Source organism: Kluyvera sp. (assembly GCF_965301105.1).
On sequence record NZ_CBDKZX010000074.1, the window covers coordinates 1 to 18,850 of the forward strand.

Consider the following 18,850-nt stretch of genomic DNA (forward strand, 5'->3'; position numbering starts at 1 on the left):
TGGTCGCATTCACTCCTTTGAATCCTGTGGCACCGTTGATGGCCCGGGCATCCGCTTTATTACCTTCTTCCAGGGCTGCCTGATGCGCTGCCTGTACTGCCATAACCGTGATACATGGGACACGCACGGTGGCAAAGAGATCACCGTTGAAGAACTGATGAAAGAAGTGGTCACCTATCGCCACTTTATGAACGCGTCTGGCGGCGGCGTTACCGCGTCCGGCGGCGAGGCCATTCTGCAAGCCGAGTTCGTGCGCGACTGGTTCCGCGCCTGTAAGCAGGAAGGCATTCACACCTGTCTCGACACCAACGGTTTTGTGCGCCGCTACGATCCAGTGATTGATGAACTGCTGGAAGTGACCGATCTGGTGATGCTCGACCTTAAACAGATGAACGACGACATTCACCAGAACCTGGTTGGCGTTTCTAACCACCGTACGCTGGAGTTCGCACAATACCTGTCGAAGAAAGACATCAATGTCTGGATCCGCTACGTGGTGGTGCCGGGCTGGTCCGATGATGACGATTCCGCGCATCGCTTGGGTGAATTTACCCGCGATATGGGCAACGTTGAGAAAATCGAACTGCTGCCGTACCACGAGCTGGGTAAACACAAATGGGTGGCGATGGGCGAAGAGTACAAGCTCGACGGTGTGAAGCCGCCGAAGAAAGAGACCATGGAGCGCGTGAAAGGCATTCTTGAGCAGTATGGTCACAAAGTGATGTACTAAATACCAATAGCTTGCCCGGCGGCGCAAACGTCGCCGGGATTTCTTCCCTACGACATAAAATATTCCGACAGCTTGTTGGTCACGCTCTCAATCGAGAAAATACGCTTCTGATGCGCTTTCCGGCACTGGCTATAGCGTTCATCCTGCCCCTCCAGCGCACTTAAAATACGATCGGCGACCATCATAGCGCCCGCAATTTCGGCAAAGCCAGATTCCCCCTCGCCTTGCAGGGCGACGGCAGCCTGCAGGTTCCAGTCCGACAGTCGATTTAACGGCGCGAACGATCCCCGAGTCAGCGAGGCAATTTTAATCCCCTGTTCCTTTGCCAACGCCAGCGCCTGCATCATATCAGTCGATGTCTGCTCGGTATGGACAACGATAATTCCCGTCTTCTCGCAGTCGGCCAGCGGTGAGATGGCCGAAGGATAGGAGCGATCGATAAAGTTGGCGCTCTTCCCCATTTGCACCAGCTTCATCTGTAAAAACTGGGCGACCGGTACGGCACTCCCCACCGCATAAATGGCAATATATGTGAGCTGATTTAGCCACACCGCAATCGACTGCAATTCAATGCTATCAACGATAGCGTTGCTGTCACGGATACTGGCCATCACTGCGGAAGTTTCATCATCTGGCTCACCTTCTGAACGCGCCGCGCCGCGCTCCAGCGCCAATGCCGTTCTGAAGTCTGAGAACCCTTTAAAGCCAAAAGCCCGACAAAATCGCGTAATGCTGCCTTCGCTGGTATCAATCGAATCAGCAAGCTCAGAAATCGTGTGTCTCATCACGAAATCAGGATTTTCCGTGATAAAACGCCCTACTTTTTCCAGAATGGGACTTAACCCTGAAGCCTCATTTCTTATGTTTATCAATAAGTTGTTATCTATCTGGCTCATTTTTCGCCTTTTTTGCATGAAATGCAAATTCAGTCACATTCTTCGGTTTGTTTTTCGATAATTATTTTTATCACAAAACGTTAAATAAAAATAATTATTTTCACAAAACAGGAGAACGTCTCATGAAAGGTCTTATCGTCTGTCGTACCGGTATGGGCAGCTCGTTGATGCTCAAAATAAAAGCCCAGAAAATCATCGATAAAAACGGTTGGGACATCGATCTTGAACACGATGTACTGTCCGGCCTTGCTACATGGCAAGGCATTGATTTTGTTATCACAATGCGCGATCTCACCGATGAAATTGAAGCGGCCGGGTTCCGAGCTATCGGCATCACCGATTTGATGAACAGCGAAGAGATGGAATCCGCGCTCATCAGCGTCGTTCAGAACAACTAACCTCTCGGGGGAAATATGGATCTCCTAAAGTTTATTGTATTCGACATTCTGGGCGTAACCCCACTTTTAGTTGGTTTTATTGCACTCATAGGGCTGCTTATCCAACGCAAGCCTATCGAAAAAGTCCTCTCTGGAACCTTTAAAACTATCGTCGGTTTTCTGGTTTTTGCGGGCGGTGCAGGCCTCGCCGTCACCTCTCTGGGTAATTTTCAGACCTTGTTCAGCGATGGGTTCGGTCTGAAAGGCGTCATGCCTTTAGCAGAGGCGCTAACCGGGCTGGCGCAAACCAAATTCGCGATGTGCGTTTCACTCATTATGGTGGTGGGTTTTGGCTGGAACCTGTTTTTTGCCCGTATAACGCCGTTTAAGTACATCTTTCTTACCGGGCAACACAATCTGTATCTCTCCGCCCTGCTTACCGTCACGTTGAAAGCGCTAGGCTATAGCGACATGACGACAATTATCGTCGGTTCTATTTTGCTGGGGCTGGCAGCCTGCCTGTATCCGGCTATTGCCCAGCCGTGGATGCGCAAAATCACGGGCAATGATGAGATCGCTATGGGGCACTATGTCACTCTGGCTTACGCCGCGTCGGGGTGGATAGGCTCAAAGGTCGGCGATCCCAAACAATCAACGGAAAAGCTTAACCTTCCGGGATGGCTCGGGATCTTCAAGGATTACATTGTTTCAGTGTCGATCTCGGTCAGCATTTTTTACTACATTGCCGCGCTGGCTGCAGGTAAAGCCGCGGTCACGGCAGCCGCAGGCGGTATGCACTGGCTGGTTTATCCGCTGTATCAATCGCTCACCTTCACGGCATCGCTATACATTATTATCACTGGCGTCCGGCTGCTGTTGTCTGAAATTGTTCCCGCTTTTCTCGGTATCTCAGAGAAATTTATCCCTAACGCTAAACCCGCACTGGACTGCCCGGTCGTCTTTCCTTACGCGCCTACCGCCACCGTACTGGGATTTATTTCATCTTTTGTCGGCGGACTTGTGGTCATGGGGTTTCTTGCCCTGCTTGGCCAAACGGTCATTATTCCCGTCGCGATTCCCTACTTCTTTATCGGCGCCACGGCAGCGGTATTTGGGAATGCCTCGGGGGGCTGGAAAGGCGCTATTGCCGGAAGTTTTATCACCGGAATTCTGATCGGCATAGGCCCTGCACTGATCTATCCCATCATGGAATCCGTCGGACTGTCCGGCACCAGCTTCCCGGAAACCGATTTTGTCGCCCTGGGGCTGGTTGTGTACTACATCGGCAAAATGCTGCCATAAGAGGGGAATACGATGACTATTGAACAACTGAAGTCGCACGCGCTGAGCGCTCGCCGTGACATTGTAAGCATGATTTATGAATCAGGGATTGGCCACCCGGGAGGTGCCCTTTCCATCATCGATATCCTGACGTGGATCTATGATGAAGAGGTCGATTTTTCTGTTTCGCCGCGGGCCCGCGTGGTGATGAGCAAGGGCCACGCCGTTGCAGCGCAGTATGCCATGCTGTACCAGAAAGGAATTATCAATCGAAGTGAATTTAGCTCGTTCCGCCAGATTAACTCACGCCTGCAGGGTCACCCCAGCATTAAGTCGATTCCCGAGGTGGATGCCACCACCGGGCTATTAGGTCAGGGATTATCCATCGCTTTCGGGATGGCCGCGGCTAAAAAACAGCACGGTGAGAACCAGCGCGTCTTCGCCATTATCGGTGACGGTGAAATGCATGAAGGGCAAATCTGGGAAACGCTGCAGCAGGCGGGGCATATGAAAATGGATAACCTGGTAGCCATTATCGACTACAACGGGTTTTCTTCTCACGACCCGGTTAACGAGGTGATTAACCTCGAACCACTAGCCGATAAGATCCGTCATTTTGGCTGGCACGTCCTTGAATTACAAAACGGTAATGACATGCACCAGGTCGCCGACACGCTGCTACTGTCACGCCATCTTAAAGGCAAACCAGTCGCGATCATCGCCCATACCACGAAAGGCTGCGGCGTAAGCTACATGGAAAATAACGGCGACTGGCATTCTAAAACCCCCACCACTGAACAGTACCAGCAGGCTATGGAGGAGTTGCAATGATGAAAGCACCACGCGATGAAATCGGTCAGGCGCTGATCGCCCTGAAACAAAAAGGCTACCCGATCGTCGCCATTGATAGCGATTTAGCCAGCTCGACACGGACCGACCAGTTTGCCGCCGTCTACCCGGATGCGTTTTTCGAAATGGGGATTGCGGAAGGTTCGGCGATGAGCTTCGCCATCGGTCAGGCGCTGGAAGGCAACATTCCCTTCTACGTTAACTTCGCCATGTTCATCACCGGCACGGCATGGACTCAGCTACGGCAGGCCTGCTACGCCAAAGCCAATATTAAGCTCGTCGGCAGCCACCCCGGCATGGATGATGGGCCTGATGGCGCTTCGCATCATGCCCTGGAGGACCTGGCGCTCACCCGGGTTCTACCTGGCCTGACTATCCTGACGCCCGCTGATGCCGAAGAGGTGGCGGAGGCATTTGAGCAAGCGGTAAACATCAACGGGCCGGTCTACATCCGCGTGGCGCGCGAACCGATGCCGGTCCGCGATAAATCTGTCGTTCCACGCGTCAGCGATATTGCCGCCATCGCCAACAGCGGCAGTGACTTTGCGATCGTTTTTGAAGGGACCGTGCTTGAGCAAGCGACTGAAGGCTATGAAAAGCTCCTCGCCAGCGGTAAAAAAGGCAAACTGATCCACGTCGCGACGCTGAAGCCGTTTAACCAGCAGGCATTCTTTACGCTGATTGAAGGCTGCCCGATCATTGCTTCGCTCGAGAATCACACGGTTAACGGTGGGCTGGGCGGGCAGATAGCCGAAACGCTGGCTCAGGTGGCCCACCCCGCTCGTCTTACCCGTCTTGGCACGCAGGATACATTTACCGAATCCGGTAACAGCCGGCAGCTAAAAGCCAAATACGGCATATCTGGCGACGCGCTATATCGTGCGCTTTGTTAACCAGGGAATCGGTCGCCCGGCGTATCGGGCGACCTTATCAGCAGGAGTTCGACATGGAGAATGCGCTTTTTACTGCCCATCAATTCACCGCGCAAAAAATCGATTGGCGCAGCGCCGTTAAGCTCGCCTGTCAACCGCTTGAAGCACAAGGAGATATCAGTGCTCACTACGCACAAGCCATTATCCGCGCCACCGAGCAGAACGGCCCCTGGTATATCCTTAGTCCCGAGTTTGCGCTACCTCACGCGCGTCCGGAAGAAGGCGTATTAAGCCAGCAAAGCCGCTTGTCGCTGCTCTGTTGCGCCGAATCGGTCGTTTTTCCCGACCACCCGGATGTGCGGCTGATTATCGTACTGGCCGCGGCAAACGGTGAGCAGCATATTCAAACCATTCAGCGTTTGGTCTGCTGGCTGGATGAGGAAAATCGTTTAGCGAATCTCACCGCCATCACCAACCAGCAACAGTTCACATCGATGATCGCCAGCTTGTAATCGTAAAGGGGGCTTCCCCCCTTTGTTCGCTTTAGCGATTCTTACGCGCCAGCAGCGGGAAAATCAGCCCCAGCCCCACCAGCACAAACGGTGTCGCCACGTTCAACGATAGCTGGAAAGCCCACTCCGGCGTGAAAGCGGTCATTTTTGGGAAAATGCCGGTCAGGCAGGCAAAAGCGGTAAACAGGAAGCACCATACGCCAACGGTCATCGCCAGCGAGCGATTGCGAATAAACACGTACTCGGCGTGATATTTTTTCCCCAGCCGAATCACCGCAATAAACGCCACGAACACCCACAGATAGCGCAGCGGCATGACCACCGAGTTGAGGTTAAGCAGCCACTTGTAGAGGTTGTTCATATCGCCAATGCCCAGCGTCGGCAGCATAATCAGCAGCGCCACCAGCACCAGCGTCAACAGATAACCATTGACCGGCGTGCCTGACGCATTGGTGCGGCACAGTTTCTGCGGGATATAGCGACTATCGGCATCACTCAATAACACCTTCAACGGCGCATCAATAGAGAATACCAGCGCAGCCACCTGCCCCAACGTGTTGGCAATGGCGTAAATGACCATCAGGCTATTGCCCATATGATAGTACTCGCCGAGGCGCTGGAAGGCGTAATACTGACCGTTGGCCATCAGGTCATCGGGAATATTGTTAGAGTCAAACATCATCCCCATCGCCAGCGAGCCGAGAATGGCGCACACCGCCACCATTACCGCGAGGAAGATCATCCCGCGCGGAAACTCTTTTCCGGGATTACGGGTATTGTTGACGTACGGCGAGATTTTCTCCGCGCCGCCAACGGCAAAGACCAGCATCGAAATGGTGGTGATATAGGTGAAGTCAAAATGCGGAATGAAAGTGCGCCAGGTAATATTGGTGGTGGCGATGGTCACTTCGGTGATGGCCGGTGCGGTCACCGCCATCACCACGTACAGCAGCGACATCACAAACATCGCGATACCGGCGATAGAACCCACCAGCTTCAGCGATTTCATTCCACGCGAAGCCACCCACATAAAGAAGACAAATAGCGCCAGCGTGCAGCCCTGTAGCACGACAACGCCGTACTCGGTGATCAGCGAGCCGTTGCCTTTAATTGCCCAACCGAGGGCAATCAGAATCGCCTGCGGCTTCTGCGCCAGATAGGGAATATGCACCACCCAGTAGGTCCAGGCCGCCAGATATGCCAGCCCCGGCCCCATGGTGTTTTTAATCCAGGTACTGACCCCACCCTTGCCGTCTTTAAAGGTGGAACCGAGCTGCCCGACGATCAGCGCATACGGCGTGAAGTAAAGGGCGAAGATAAACAGCCAGGAGAAAACAACTACCAGCCCCTGGTTGGCGTAGTTATTGACGACGTTGCCAAAACCCCACACCGTAATGAAAGACATCAGCGCGATGTTGTACCATCGCAGCTGTTTCTCTTGCTCGCTTGCCATAAAATCCGTTCCTTGAATGTTATTATTCGCAAATGCGTTATTTTTCGACGGATGATTATGCGAGCACTAAGCGGAAAAGGATAACGTAACAGTGCAAAACTCCAACATTCCGCACATTTAATAAGGTTAATGGCGTTGAAGTCAGCAGGTTATAGGCTCGCCTGAACCGCCGCACTACGATAGCGCGACGTGAGTTCAGTATAGTGCCGATGGTGGGAAGGCGCGTTATCAGGCCGATAACGCGCCGAAAATCAGGCGTGGGCCACCGGGGTCGGATGATGCCCGGCTTTGCGCAGCAGCATCATGAGATACACGAACGACACCCCGGCAATCATAATAAACAGCAGGTTATCGGAATAGTTTTGCATCAGCATCGCGGTTAGCGTTGGGCCGACCAGGCTGCCGATGGTATAGCTCAGCAGCAGCGCCTGATTCATCGATACCAGTTGATGGTGTTCCACTTTCTCGCAGGCCCAGGCCATCGCGACCGGATAGAGCGTAAAGCCCGCAGCGCCCAGAATAAACAGCGCGGGTGCCATCATTGCCTGGCTTAACATCCCCATACAACCGATGATGACGACAAACACCTGGACGCGCAGCACCAGCAAACGACCATAGCGATCCGCCAGTCGGCCAATCGGCCATTGGCCCAGAATCCCGGCGCTGACCATCACCGCCATCCAGAAACCGATGCCGGAATCGCTGACGCCGCGATGGTTAAGGTACAGCGGCATCAGCCCGTACAGCGAACCCAGCACGATACCGGAAATAATGCAGCCGTTGACGCCAAGGCGCGCCTGACGCAGCTTGAACATCGGCCAGACGCGCGCGCTGTCGTCCTGCTGTTCATCCTTCTGATTGAGAATACGGGTAAACAGCAGCGGCAGAATACCGGCCAACACCACGCCGGTCATTAGCGGCAGAATGGTCGCCATGTCCGTCGGCAGCTTGCTGACAATGAGCTGGCCGAGCACGGTGCCGATGTAGTACATCATCATGTAAGCCGCCAGCAGCCGTCCGCGGTTGCGGGAAGTGCCGCTGCACATCAGCGCGCTCTCCACCACCACCCAGATCATCGCGCAGCCGACGCCCGCGACAAAGCGCCAGAACATCCAGCTCCAGAAGCCCACCATAAAGCCCAACCCCACGCAGCCCGCAGCAAAAATCAGCGATGCGATGTAATAGCTGAAGTTGAAGCCCAGACGCTTAATCAGTCGACCAGTCAGCATCGTACCGACCAGGTTGCCGGTAAAATAGGACGAACCGACCATCCCTACCTGCCAGGTTGGCAGATTTTCATGGGCGAGCCAGAGCGGGACGAGCGTGTTTAATACCGCGATCGCCAGCGTCAATAACAGTAAGCCGCAGAGCAGCAACAGCACTGGGCGAGTATAGGTGGACATGGGCTAAAAACCGTGAGGATAGAATGATTTCGAGCGCATCATGCCACCGCCAAAAACATTGTCAATCCACCTGATTTGCCCCAAAACGCGCTTTCTGGCGCGACGATTGATGTTTCTTATTCAGCGTGACGGTGCAAACGAATAAGCAAAATGTATTTAATTGTTTTTATTGATAAACGGAGTAAATACGCAGGAAGGGTTCAGTCGAAAAAATTCATGAACAAAAAGTGCCAGGGCGGGATCGCCCTGGCAGATTATTAGCTTAGCTGGCCACCGCCATGCCTACGGTCATATGCAGACCGTAGAACACGCCACGCCCAATCAGCTCTCCGACCAGCACCAGCACAAATGCCAGGCTGAGGAGCGGCAGCGCCGGCTGATAGCCCTTCAACTGCGGAACTATCCAGCACACCAGCGCCAACACAATTGCAGCAACGCGCCACGCCATCAGCGAACCGTAGTCCGGCACCAGCGCAGACGCTTGCTGAATCGAGCTGTGAATCGTGGCCAGTTCAACCCCTTGCATCAGGGAAACCACCACGCTAATCGCCAGCGCCGCGAGGCTCAGCGCCGGCAGTAAGCGCAGTGCCCAACCTTCCACTCCCGCCCAACACAGCAGCAGGTAACCCAGCAGCGGGCCGCCGATAAACAGCGTCAGGAAGAAGCTCAGCGGTGTCCAGATGCTGTACCAGGTCGGTACGGTATCGATGGTGTTATAGACGCGCACCATCATCCACACGAAGACCACGCCCAGCACCATCGTCACCACCAGCCACAGGCTACGCAGTGCGCAGGAGAGCTTGTTGGTCACGGCCAGCAGCCAGCCGATACCGCCGACGGCGAAGAAAATCGCGCCGCTGGCAATTTCGTTACTCAGTGACGACGCGCCTACGCGATTCAGCGAGTTAAAGGCACGCATCGGCGAACCGAGGTGTAGCGTCGAGGCGACAAACCCAATGCCCATCAACACCCACAGCGCAAACATACTCAGCACCACGCGCTGTTGCTGCTCGCGCGATAGCTGCCCTTTCATCAGCGCCAGCGCCAGAACGATAAAACCGCCGGCCACGCACTGCCCAAAGACCGTGAAGATCATCAGCGGCCATTCATGCCATCCACTTCCCATCTCACACCTCCTTCGGATTGGCCAGGTAGCCAGTGGTATCGCCGCACGGACGTGCATTGGCGTTAGGTTTAATCACAATGCTTGGTTTGGTGAAGTGCGCCGACGGCAGCGGCGCAACAGCCGCCAGTTGGCCGTGCTTCTGGCGCAGTTCTTCAATCGGCCCAAAGTCCAGCGCGCGCAGCGGGCAGGATTCCACGCAGATTGGTTTTTTGCCTTCCGCTACGCGCTCATGGCAGCCATCGCACTTGGTCATATGACCTTTGGCCGCGTTGTATTGCGGCGCGCCGTATGGGCAGGCCATGTGGCAGTAACGGCAGCCGATGCAGACATCTTCATTAACGACCACAAAACCATCTTCACGTTTGTGCATCGCGCCGCTTGGGCACACTTTGGTACAGGCCGGGTCTTCGCAGTGGTTACAGGCAATCGACAGGTAGTAGGCAAAGACATTCTGGTTCCAGACGCCGTTGTCCTCCTGCCAGTCGCCGCCCGCGTATTCGTAAATACGGCGGAAGCTGACGTCCGGGGTTAAGTCTTTGTAATCTTTACACGCCAGCTCGCAGGTTTTACAACCGGTGCAGCGTGCCGAATCAATAAAAAAGCCATATTGGGTGGTCATCGGTTACTCCTTACACCTTCTCAACCTGGACAAGGTTCGTGTGCGATGGGTTGCCTTTCGCCAGCGGCGACGGGCGTTGAGTGGTCAGCACGTTAATGCAGCCCGCCTGGTCGATACGTTTTGTATCCGGGTCATACCAGGCCCCCTCACCCAGCGCAACGATGCCAGGCATCATGCGTGGAGTCACCTTCGCTTCAATATGCACTTCCCCGCGGTCGTTGAAGATACGCACACGATCGCCATTGGCAATGCCACGTTTCTTCGCATCCAGTGGGTTGATCCACATCTCCTGACGGCAAGCCGCTTTCAGCACGTCGACGTTACCGTAGGTGGAGTGCACACGCGCCTTATAGTGGAAGCCGGTCATCTGTAGCGGGAATTTTTCCGCCAACGGATCGTTGTAGTTTTCAAAGCCCGGGGTGTAGATCGGTAACGGATCGATCACATCGCCTTCCGGCAGTTCCCAGGTGGCAGCGATTTTCGCCAGCTCCTCGGAGTAGATCTCGATTTTCCCTGACGGCGTCGTCAATGGGTTGGCCTGTGGGTCTTCACGGAAGGCTTTGTACGCCACGTGGTGGCCTTCAGGGTCGCGCTGTTTAAAGATGCCTTGCTTACGGAAGGTATCGAAATCTGGCAGCTCCGGCACCGCCTGGCGAGATAGTTCATGCAGATGACGCATCCAGCCTTCCTGCGTGCGGCCTTCGGTGAACTTCTGCTCCACGCCCATCCGTTTCGCCAGCTCGGTGGTCATGTCGTAAATCGTCTTGCACTCGAAACGCGGTTTGATGACCTGATCGGTGAAGATAACGTAGGACATGTTGCCGCAGGAGGCATCCAGCGCGAAGTCCATCTGCTCGGAAGCGGTGCAGTCCGGCAGCAGAATATCGGCATATTTCGCCGATGAAGTCATGTGGCAGTCGATCACCACAATCATTTCGCATTTCTTATCGTCCTGCAGAATTTCATGGGTGCGGTTAATTTCGGAATGCTGGTTAATCAGACAGTTACCGGCATAGTTCCAGATCATTTTGATCGGCACATCCAGCTTGTCCTTACCGCGTACACCGTCACGCAGCGCGGTCATTTCCGGGCCACGAACGATCGCATCGGTCCACATAAACATGGAGATGCTGGTTTCAACCGGGTTATCGAACGTTGGCATACGTTCGAATGGCACTTCATAGGAACCTTCACGCGCGCCGCTGTTGCCACCGTGAATACCGACGTTACCGGTCAAAATCGACAGCATGGAAATCGCGCGGGTGACGATTTCGCCGTTAGCGTGACGCTGCGGACCCCAGCCCTGGGAGATATAGGCCGGTTTAGCGCTGGCGATTTCGCGCGCCAGTTTCACGATACGATCGGCTGGAATACCGGTGATCGTGGATGCCCACTCCGGTGTTTTCGCCGTGGCATCATTACCCTGCCCCAGGATATAAGCTTTGTAGTGACCGTTGGCCGGAGCACTCTTCGGCAGCGTTTTCTCGTCATAGCCGACGCAGTACTTATCGAGGAACGGCTGATCGACCAGATTTTCGGTAATCATCACCCACGCCAGCGCAGAAACCAGCGCCGCATCGGTACCCGGACGAATCGGGATCCATTCATCTTCACGGCCCGCGCCGGTATCGGTATAGCGTGGATCGACAATGATCATCCGCGCGTTCGATTTCTGCCGCGCCTGCTCCAGATAGTAGGTGACCCCGCCGCCGCTCATACGCGTTTCGCCAGGGTTGTTACCGAACAGCACCACCAGCTTGCTGTTTTCAATATCGGACGGACTGTTACCGTCGGCCCAACCGCCGTAGGTGTAGTTCAGACCGGCGGCAATCTGTGCTGAAGAGTAGTCACCATAATGGTTCAGGTAACCGCCGCAGCAGTTCATCAGACGCGCAATCAGGGTTTTTCCCGGCGGCCAGGAACGGGTTAAGGTGCCGCCGAGCGTCCCGGTACCATAGTTGAGATAAATAGATTCGTTGCCGTAATCTTTGATCAGGCGCTTCATATTATCGGCAATGGTATCAAAGGCTTCTTCCCAGCTGATACGCTCGAATTTGCCTTCACCGCGTTTACCGACGCGCTTCATCGGGTATTTGAGACGGTCCGGGTTATAGACGCGACGGCGCATCGAGCGGCCGCGCAGACAGGCACGCACCTGGTGCAAACCGTCGTAGTTATCATCACCGGTATTATCGGTTTCTACGTATTTAATCTCGCCATCGACAACATGCATGCGCAGCGGGCAGCGGCTTCCACAGTTTACCGTACACGCACTCCAGGTAACGTGCTCAGCGGCGGTAGCCGGGGCCAGCGTATCGGCCGCGTTCACGATGCGGCTAAAGGGAAGCGTAAAAGCGCTGCTGGCCATCGCCAGGCCACCTATGGCCGTGGTTTTCATTAAACCACGGCGGCTGACCTCGGCTGCCAGTAAAGCATCGGGGGTTTCAGTTTTCATGGACACTCACTTCGTTGCTTACATTGGAAACAAAGCTCGTTATATAGTTTTATATACAACGAATGGCTATTATTATAGTGTTATATGCTGTTGCTACTTCGAAGTGAGTATTAAGGGTTCTACCAGGAGAGGTATTGTTCAGTATCAATGAGGATATAAAAAAAGCGCCTTTCGGCGCTTTTTCGGATGAAACTATCAGGGAATTAACCGATATATTCCAGGCCGTTCATGTAAGGACGCAGTACTTCAGGTACTTCGATACGACCATCTGCCTGCTGGTAGTTTTCCAGCACCGCAACCAGCGTACGCCCTACCGCCAGGCCAGAGCCGTTGAGGGTATGGACCAGACGGGTTTTCTTATCGGACTTACTGCGGCAGCGAGCCTGCATGCGGCGCGCCTGGAAATCCCAGACGTTCGAGCATGAAGAGATCTCACGGTAGGTGTTCTGCGCCGGAACCCACACTTCGAGGTCGTAGGTTTTGCAGGCGCCGAAGCCCATATCGCCGGTGCAGAGGATGATTTTACGGTACGGAAGGCCCAGCAGTTGCAGGACTTTTTCCGCGTGACCGGTCATCTCTTCCAGCGCCGCCATGGAGTCTTCCGGACGCACGATCTGCACCATTTCAACTTTGTCGAACTGGTGCATACGGATCAAACCACGGGTATCACGACCGTAGGAGCCCGCTTCAGAGCGGAAGCACGGCGTGTGTGCGGTCATCTTGATCGGCAGATCGTCTTCGTCGATGATTTCATCGCGAACCAGGTTGGTCAGCGGCACTTCCGCAGTCGGGATCAGCGCGTAGTTGCTGCTGTCGGCTTCTTCTTCCAGCGGACGAGTATGGAACAGGTCGCCGGCAAATTTCGGCAACTGCCCGGTACCGTACAGGGTGTCCTGGTTTACCAGGTACGGCACATAGTTTTCGCTATAGCCGTGCTGTTCGGTGTGCAGGTCCAGCATGAACTGCGACAGCGCGCGGTGCATACGCGCGATCTGACCTTTCATCACAACGAAACGTGAACCGGTCAGCTTAACGGCGGCAGCAAAGTCCAGACCGCTGTGCATTTCGCCCAGTGTGACGTGATCGCGGATTTCGAAATCGAATTCGCGCGGCGTGCCCCAGCGGCTGACTTCAACGTTGTCGTTTTCGTCACGGCCAACCGGCGCGTCGTCGTGCGGAATGTTCGGGATGGTCAGCGCGATATCGCGAATCTCTGCCAGCAGAACGTCCAGTTCAGATTTCGCGGCATCAAGTTGTTCGCCAAGCTTGTTCACTTCCAGGCGTAAAGGCTCAATATCTTCCCCGCGTGCTTTCGCCTGGCCGATGGATTTCGATCGCGAGTTACGCTCTGCCTGCAGATTTTCAGTTTCTACCTGCAGCACTTTGCGACGCTCTTCAAGAGCGCGAAGTTTATCTACATCCAGCTTAAAGCCCCGGCGTGCCAGTTTTTCTGCGACTGCGTCTGGCTCTGTACGCAGCAGATTGGGATCGAGCATGCTTATCCTATGCTTATCGAATTGAAAGTGGAGTATGCGACCACAGCCCGTGGTCGCAGAGGTACGTTGACAACATTACCGCAACGACTGCACTAGCGGTAGCGTTTTGTGCGGCTATTTTGATCCTGTTCAGCGAGCCAGGCGAGCTTTTCGCCAATCTTGCCTTCAAGACCCCGATTCGTCGGGTGATAGTAGCGAGTTTGCGCCATTTCACTGGGGAAATATTCTTCGCCGGCGGCGTAAGCGTTAGGTTCGTCGTGGGCGTAGCGATACTCCTGACCATAGCCCATCTCTTTCATCAGCTTAGTTGGCGCATTACGCAGATGAACCGGCACATCGTAATCCGGACGTTCACGGGCGTCTGCCATCGCCGCTTTAAACGCGGTGTAGACGGCGTTGCTTTTCGGCGCGCAGGCAAGATAAACGATGGCCTGCGCAATCGCCCGTTCCCCTTCGGCCGGGCCGACGCGCGTAAAACAGTCCCAAGCGGAGATAGCCACCTGCATGGCGCGCGGGTCGGCGTTGCCCACATCCTCTGAGGCAATCGCCAGGCAACGCCGCGCCACGTATAGCGGGTCGCCGCCGGCGCTGATGATGCGCGCATACCAGTACAGCGCGGCATCCGGCGCACTGCCGCGTACCGATTTATGTAGCGCGGAAATCAGATCGTAAAAACGGTCGCCTTTGTTATCAAAACGCGCGCTGCGCTCGCCAGCTATTTCAGTCAGCAACTGTGGCTGTAGTACGCGCTTACCCGCGTCATCAAGCTCGGCCATATCGGCCATCATTTCCAGGGTATTGAGCGCCCGACGCGCATCACCATTCACCAGTTCGGCAATCGCGCGGCGAGTTTCGTCTGGCAGGATGATATCCTGACCGCCGTAACCTCGTTCGCTATCTTCCATCGCCTGAGTAAGCACTTGCTCAATATCTTCGGTGGTGAGCGACTTCAGCAAATAAACGCGGGCGCGGGAAAGCAGCGCCGAGTTTAATTCGAAGGATGGGTTTTCGGTGGTCGCACCAATGAAGGTAATGGTGCCGTCTTCGATATGCGGCAGGAAAGCATCCTGCTGGCTTTTATTGAAGCGGTGAACTTCATCGACGAACAGAATGGTGCGCCGCCCGGCATTGCGATTCTGCCGCGCGCGCTCGATGGCCTCGCGAATCTCTTTCACCCCGGAGGTGACGGCTGAAATTCGTTCCACGTCGGCGTTGGCATAGCGAGCAATCACTTCCGCCAGCGTGGTCTTGCCGGTGCCCGGCGGCCCCCACAGAATCATCGAATGCAGATGCCCGGCCTCGATGGCGCGGGGCAGCGGTTTACCGGCCGCCAGCAGATGCTGTTGGCCGATATACTGCGCTAAGTTTTCTGGCCGCATACGCGCGGCCAGAGGTTGAAAGGTATTATCTGAAAAATCGAGCGACAGGTTGCCCACGCATGCCTCTTATTTACGCTGGTCGTCCACCGTCACGCCCTGCGGCGGTGTAAAGGTGAATTTGGACGCGTCCACCGAACCGTTCTGCTGCGATTTCAGCTGATAGCTGCTGCGCTGATCGTCCTGCTCGATGGCGCTGAACTGATGGATAGTGCCATCGCGTCCGACGTTAATGGTAAATTTCTTCAGGTTGCCGTTGCTGCCGCGCGGCGTCAGCACAAAATCATCGCCGGTTTGCTGGATATTGTACTGCTGCCAGTCGCTGGCCTGGTTACGGGCAATCAGCATAAACGGCGTGTTGCCGGTGGCATCTTTCAGCCAGGTCGCGGTCGCCTGCTCAACAAACGGGTTATAGAACCACAGGGTTTTGCCGTCGGAAACCAGAATACTTTCATCCGGCTGGGTCATATGCCAGTTAAACAGATTCGGACGTTTTACCCACAGATCGCCCTGACCTTCCTGTACCGCGTTGCCGCTACCGTCCGTCACCTTCTGGGTGAAGCTGGCGTGGAAACTGCTGACTTTGTCAAGACGACTTTTCAGGTCACCGGCGGCGTCAGCCCATACGCTGCTGACAACAAAGCTGGAAAGTAATGCACACGTGATCGCTGCTTTTTTCATTGTTATTCCTTAAATAGCCTCATGCTCCCGCCAGGAGAGCTTCTGTCACTCACTCTAAGACTTCATCCTGAGCGGCGACAGAAGAAAATACTGAATTTTGACTTATTTACCCATCTTTGCAATCAGTCGAATGGTGGCGGTGCCAGCACCTCACGGTTGCCGTTATGCCCCTGTTCACTGACGATTCCCTGCGCTTCCATCTGTTCGATGATACGCGCCGCACGGTTGTAGCCGATGCGGAACTGACGCTGCACGCCGGAGATAGATGCTTTACGTTTCTGGGTCACAAAATTCACCGCCTGGTCGAACAACGGATCCAGCTCTTCGCCCCCCTCGAAGCCGCCGCCGCCGCCTTCGCTTTCGCTATCGGAGGTGATGCCGTCGATGTACTGCGGACGACCGCGCGCTTTCCAGTCCTGAACCACCGCATGAACTTCCTGGTCGCGTACAAACGCGCCGTGGACACGTATCGGGGTATTCGAGTTCGGGGCCGCATAAAGCATATCCCCCATCCCCAGCAGCGATTCCGCGCCGCCCTGATCGAGAATGGTACGGGAGTCAATTTTACTGGAAACCGTAAACGCAATACGGGTTGGGATGTTGGCCTTGATAAGGCCGGTAATCACATCCACCGACGGACGCTGGGTCGCCAGCACCAGGTGGATCCCCGCCGCACGCGCTTTCTGCGCCAGGCGCGCAATCAGCTCTTCGACCTTTTTACCAACGGTCATCATCAGGTCGGCGAATTCATCCACCAGCACGACGATGTAAGGCAGTTTCTCCAGCACCGGATGGGTGGCGTCCATGCTATCGCCCGGCTTCCAGTAAGGATCCGGGATCGGACGGCCCATGCGCGCGGCTTCGGCGATCTTATCGTTATAGCCCGCCAGGTTACGGACACCCAGCGCCGACATCAGCTTGTAGCGGCGTTCCATTTCGTTGACGCTCCAGCGCAAGGCGTTGGCGGCGTCTTTCATGTCGGTAACCACTTCCGTCAGCAGGTGCGGGATCCCTTCGTAAACCGACAGTTCCAGCATTTTCGGGTCGATCATGATGAATCGCACGTCTTCCGGCTGCGCTTTGTACAGCATACTGAGGATCATGGCGTTCACGCCGACAGACTTACCAGAGCCGGTGGTACCCGCCACCAGCAGGTGCGGCATCTTACCGAGATCGGCCACCACGGGCTCACCGGCGATATCTTTACCCAGCACCACGGTCAGCGGCGACGGGTTATCGCGGAATTTATCGCAGTCCAGCACTTCACGCAGGTAAACGGTCTGACGTTTCTTGTTTGGCAGTTCCAGACCCACGTACGGCTTGCCAGGGATAACTTCCACCACGCGCACCGCCACGGTCGACAGAGAACGTGCCAGATCGCGAGAAAGGTTAGAGATTCGCGCGGCCTTAACGCCCGGCGCCAGATTCAGCTCGAAGCGAGTGATAACCGGGCCCGGTGAGTAGTTCACGACGTCAGCTTTGATACGGTAATCCGCCAGACGCGTTTCCACCAGGCGCGCCATCTGCTCCAGCGCGAAGGTATCGACCGGCTCAACTTCCGTTGGCGGCGGCGTTAACAGATCCAGCGACGGCAGCGGCGTAGTCGGTTTTTGCAACGGACGGTCGTCGCCATTACGCATCAACAGCGGGTGAATCAGGCTCTCCTGCGGCGGCGTGGCAGGCTGTTGCGGCGGCGCGTACTGCGGTTGCTGCTGCGGCTGCGCATACTGCGGCTGTTGTGGCTGCTGCTGTGGTTGAGCATACTGCGGCTGTTGTGGCTGTTGTAGCTGATGATAGCCTTGCGCATGCTGAGGCGGCTGCTGTTGATATTGCTGCGGCTGCGGTGCCTCAGGCTCCGGCATCACGCTTGGGGTAAACAGCGGCGCTTTGGGCGCATCATCAACCAGCGCTTTCATCGGCGAGAATTCGAAGTCATCGAGCGAGAAGGGATGCGCGCCTTCCGGCTGCTCGCTGGCATAACGCGTCTGCTGAGAGGCGGCAAACTGGCGTGCCAGTTCGGCCTCCGCGGCGGCATCGGCGTCGTTTTCATCCTCGGCGTAATCCTCAACGTGCGATTCACCGTAACGCTGCTGCTGAGAGGCGGCGAATTGACGCGCCAGCGCATCTTGTTCCAGCGCATCGGCTTCATCGTCGCTGAGATTAACATCGTCATCATGCTGATAACGCTCAGCTTCGCGAGCGGCACGTTCTTCGGCCATACGCTGCGACGGCAGCTTGATGCCATAGGACGCCAGTTCGCGACGCGTCGGCACGCGGACACGGTTCGGACGCGGTAATTTCGGGCCAATGCCCTCTTTCACCTGCGGACGCGGCCCTTCAGCTGGGCTAAACAGCGGCGCTGACGCTGCTGCGGCAGCGACGGTGCCAGCAGCGGTAGCTGCGTGACGAACGCTGGCCGCAACCGGATCCACAGCGGCTGAAGGTTCAGGCACCGCAACCGACGCCGATGCAGAAGGCATGGACGAAGCGCGCTGTTCAACCGGCGCTAAAGGTTCAGGGATCGGCTGATACCATGCTGCCAGCTGTTCACGCTCACGCGCGCGTTTTTCTTCCACTTCTTCGAAGTAGTAGAGCGGTGGGCGGTGGGCCGGTTTAACTTCTTCTTCAACAACTGGTTCTGGTTCAACAGTCGGCGCAGGCTCGGCCACGTATGGCTGTTCGTGAACAGGCTGTTCAGGCTGAGCATACTGCGGCTGTTCGTAA

At 55.5% G+C, this 18,850-nt stretch carries 16 protein-coding genes; 6 read left to right on the forward strand and 10 right to left on the reverse strand.

Annotated elements, in window-relative coordinates; translation table 11 throughout:
* On the forward strand, positions 1-730 hold a 730-nt coding region (pflA, locus tag ACW14G_RS18510; RefSeq protein WP_455648714.1), incomplete at its 5' end, for a pyruvate formate lyase 1-activating protein.
* Positions 731-777: 47 nt separating this feature from the next.
* Here pflA and ACW14G_RS18515 read toward each other — a convergent pair.
* Positions 778-1,626, reverse strand: coding sequence for a MurR/RpiR family transcriptional regulator (locus tag ACW14G_RS18515; protein WP_167576294.1), 849 nt, complete (start codon positions 1,624-1,626; stop codon positions 778-780).
* A 122-nt stretch (positions 1,627-1,748) separates the two neighbouring features.
* On the opposite strand from ACW14G_RS18515, the gene ACW14G_RS18520 reads away from it, so the two are divergent.
* Genes ACW14G_RS18520 through ACW14G_RS18540 form a run of 5 tightly spaced genes read left to right on the forward strand, consistent with a single transcriptional unit; the run spans position 1,749 to position 5,517 of the window.
* Positions 1,749-2,024: a PTS sugar transporter subunit IIB gene (locus tag ACW14G_RS18520; protein ID WP_163447730.1), complete on the forward strand. Its 276-nt coding sequence runs from the start codon at positions 1,749-1,751 to the stop codon at positions 2,022-2,024.
* A gap of 15 nt (positions 2,025-2,039) precedes the next feature.
* Positions 2,040-3,305 carry a PTS ascorbate transporter subunit IIC gene (locus tag ACW14G_RS18525; protein ID WP_064548768.1) on the forward strand — a complete coding sequence of 422 codons (1,266 nt, stop codon included), beginning with the start codon at positions 2,040-2,042 and terminating at the stop codon, positions 3,303-3,305.
* Between the two features lie 12 nt (positions 3,306-3,317).
* On the forward strand, positions 3,318-4,115 hold the full coding sequence (locus ACW14G_RS18530; RefSeq protein WP_064548766.1) for a transketolase: 798 nt from the start codon (positions 3,318-3,320) through the stop codon (positions 4,113-4,115).
* Complete coding sequence (locus ACW14G_RS18535) at positions 4,115-5,026, forward strand: transketolase family protein (protein WP_163447760.1); 912 nt, start codon at positions 4,115-4,117, stop codon at positions 5,024-5,026. Before ACW14G_RS18530 ends, ACW14G_RS18535 begins: the two co-directional genes overlap by 1 nt.
* A gap of 53 nt (positions 5,027-5,079) precedes the next feature.
* A complete protein-coding gene (locus ACW14G_RS18540) occupies positions 5,080-5,517 on the forward strand; it encodes a PTS sugar transporter subunit IIA (protein WP_249022091.1) in 438 nt (145 codons plus the stop codon).
* A 31-nt stretch (positions 5,518-5,548) separates the two neighbouring features.
* Here ACW14G_RS18540 and ACW14G_RS18545 read toward each other — a convergent pair whose 3' ends face one another.
* From ACW14G_RS18545 to ftsK, 9 genes are all read right to left on the reverse strand, one after another.
* Positions 5,549-6,970 carry an APC family permease gene (locus ACW14G_RS18545; RefSeq protein WP_249022092.1) on the reverse strand — a complete coding sequence of 474 codons (1,422 nt, stop codon included), beginning with the start codon at positions 6,968-6,970 and terminating at the stop codon, positions 5,549-5,551.
* Between the two features lie 251 nt (positions 6,971-7,221).
* Positions 7,222-8,373 carry an MFS transporter gene (locus ACW14G_RS18550; RefSeq protein WP_167576296.1) on the reverse strand — a complete coding sequence of 384 codons (1,152 nt, stop codon included), beginning with the start codon at positions 8,371-8,373 and terminating at the stop codon, positions 7,222-7,224.
* A gap of 262 nt (positions 8,374-8,635) precedes the next feature.
* Positions 8,636-9,499 (reverse strand): dimethyl sulfoxide reductase anchor subunit family protein, encoded by an 864-nt coding sequence (locus ACW14G_RS18555; protein WP_249022093.1) that lies wholly within the window; start codon positions 9,497-9,499, stop codon positions 8,636-8,638.
* A gap of 1 nt (position 9,500) precedes the next feature.
* A complete protein-coding gene (locus tag ACW14G_RS18560) occupies positions 9,501-10,118 on the reverse strand; it encodes a DMSO/selenate family reductase complex B subunit (protein ID WP_167576297.1) in 618 nt (205 codons plus the stop codon).
* Positions 10,119-10,128: 10 nt separating this feature from the next.
* A complete protein-coding gene (gene dmsA / locus ACW14G_RS18565) occupies positions 10,129-12,573 on the reverse strand; it encodes a dimethylsulfoxide reductase subunit A (RefSeq protein WP_064548754.1) in 2,445 nt (814 codons plus the stop codon).
* 203 nt (positions 12,574-12,776) lie between these two features.
* Positions 12,777-14,069: a serine--tRNA ligase gene (serS, locus tag ACW14G_RS18570; protein WP_035892448.1), complete on the reverse strand. Its 1,293-nt coding sequence runs from the start codon at positions 14,067-14,069 to the stop codon at positions 12,777-12,779.
* Between the two features lie 92 nt (positions 14,070-14,161).
* Positions 14,162-15,505, reverse strand: coding sequence for a replication-associated recombination protein RarA (rarA, locus tag ACW14G_RS18575; protein WP_167576298.1), 1,344 nt, complete (start codon positions 15,503-15,505; stop codon positions 14,162-14,164).
* Between the two features lie 9 nt (positions 15,506-15,514).
* On the reverse strand, positions 15,515-16,126 hold the full coding sequence (lolA, locus tag ACW14G_RS18580; RefSeq protein ID WP_163447737.1) for an outer membrane lipoprotein chaperone LolA: 612 nt from the start codon (positions 16,124-16,126) through the stop codon (positions 15,515-15,517).
* Between the two features lie 122 nt (positions 16,127-16,248).
* Positions 16,249-18,850: DNA translocase FtsK (ftsK, locus tag ACW14G_RS18585; RefSeq protein ID WP_455648715.1), on the reverse strand; the 2,602-nt coding region annotated here is incomplete at its 5' end.

Coding starts and splice junctions, on each gene's coding strand:
- ACW14G_RS18545 (WP_249022092.1), bottom strand. CDS start 6,970: ATGGCAAGCGAGCAAGAGAAACAGCTGCGATGGTACAACATCGCGCTG.
- ACW14G_RS18540 (WP_249022091.1), top strand. CDS start 5,080: ATGGAGAATGCGCTTTTTACTGCCCATCAATTCACCGCGCAAAAAATC.
- ACW14G_RS18550 (WP_167576296.1), bottom strand. CDS start 8,373: ATGTCCACCTATACTCGCCCAGTGCTGTTGCTGCTCTGCGGCTTACTG.
- dmsA (WP_064548754.1), bottom strand. CDS start 12,573: ATGAAAACTGAAACCCCCGATGCTTTACTGGCAGCCGAGGTCAGCCGC.
- ACW14G_RS18525 (WP_064548768.1), top strand. CDS start 2,040: ATGGATCTCCTAAAGTTTATTGTATTCGACATTCTGGGCGTAACCCCA.
- lolA (WP_163447737.1), bottom strand. CDS start 16,126: ATGAAAAAAGCAGCGATCACGTGTGCATTACTTTCCAGCTTTGTTGTC.
- serS (WP_035892448.1), bottom strand. CDS start 14,069: ATGCTCGATCCCAATCTGCTGCGTACAGAGCCAGACGCAGTCGCAGAA.
- ACW14G_RS18535 (WP_163447760.1), top strand. CDS start 4,115: ATGAAAGCACCACGCGATGAAATCGGTCAGGCGCTGATCGCCCTGAAA.
- ACW14G_RS18560 (WP_167576297.1), bottom strand. CDS start 10,118: ATGACCACCCAATATGGCTTTTTTATTGATTCGGCACGCTGCACCGGT.
- ACW14G_RS18520 (WP_163447730.1), top strand. CDS start 1,749: ATGAAAGGTCTTATCGTCTGTCGTACCGGTATGGGCAGCTCGTTGATG.
- ACW14G_RS18555 (WP_249022093.1), bottom strand. CDS start 9,499: ATGGGAAGTGGATGGCATGAATGGCCGCTGATGATCTTCACGGTCTTT.
- ACW14G_RS18530 (WP_064548766.1), top strand. CDS start 3,318: ATGACTATTGAACAACTGAAGTCGCACGCGCTGAGCGCTCGCCGTGAC.
- ACW14G_RS18515 (WP_167576294.1), bottom strand. CDS start 1,626: ATGAGCCAGATAGATAACAACTTATTGATAAACATAAGAAATGAGGCT.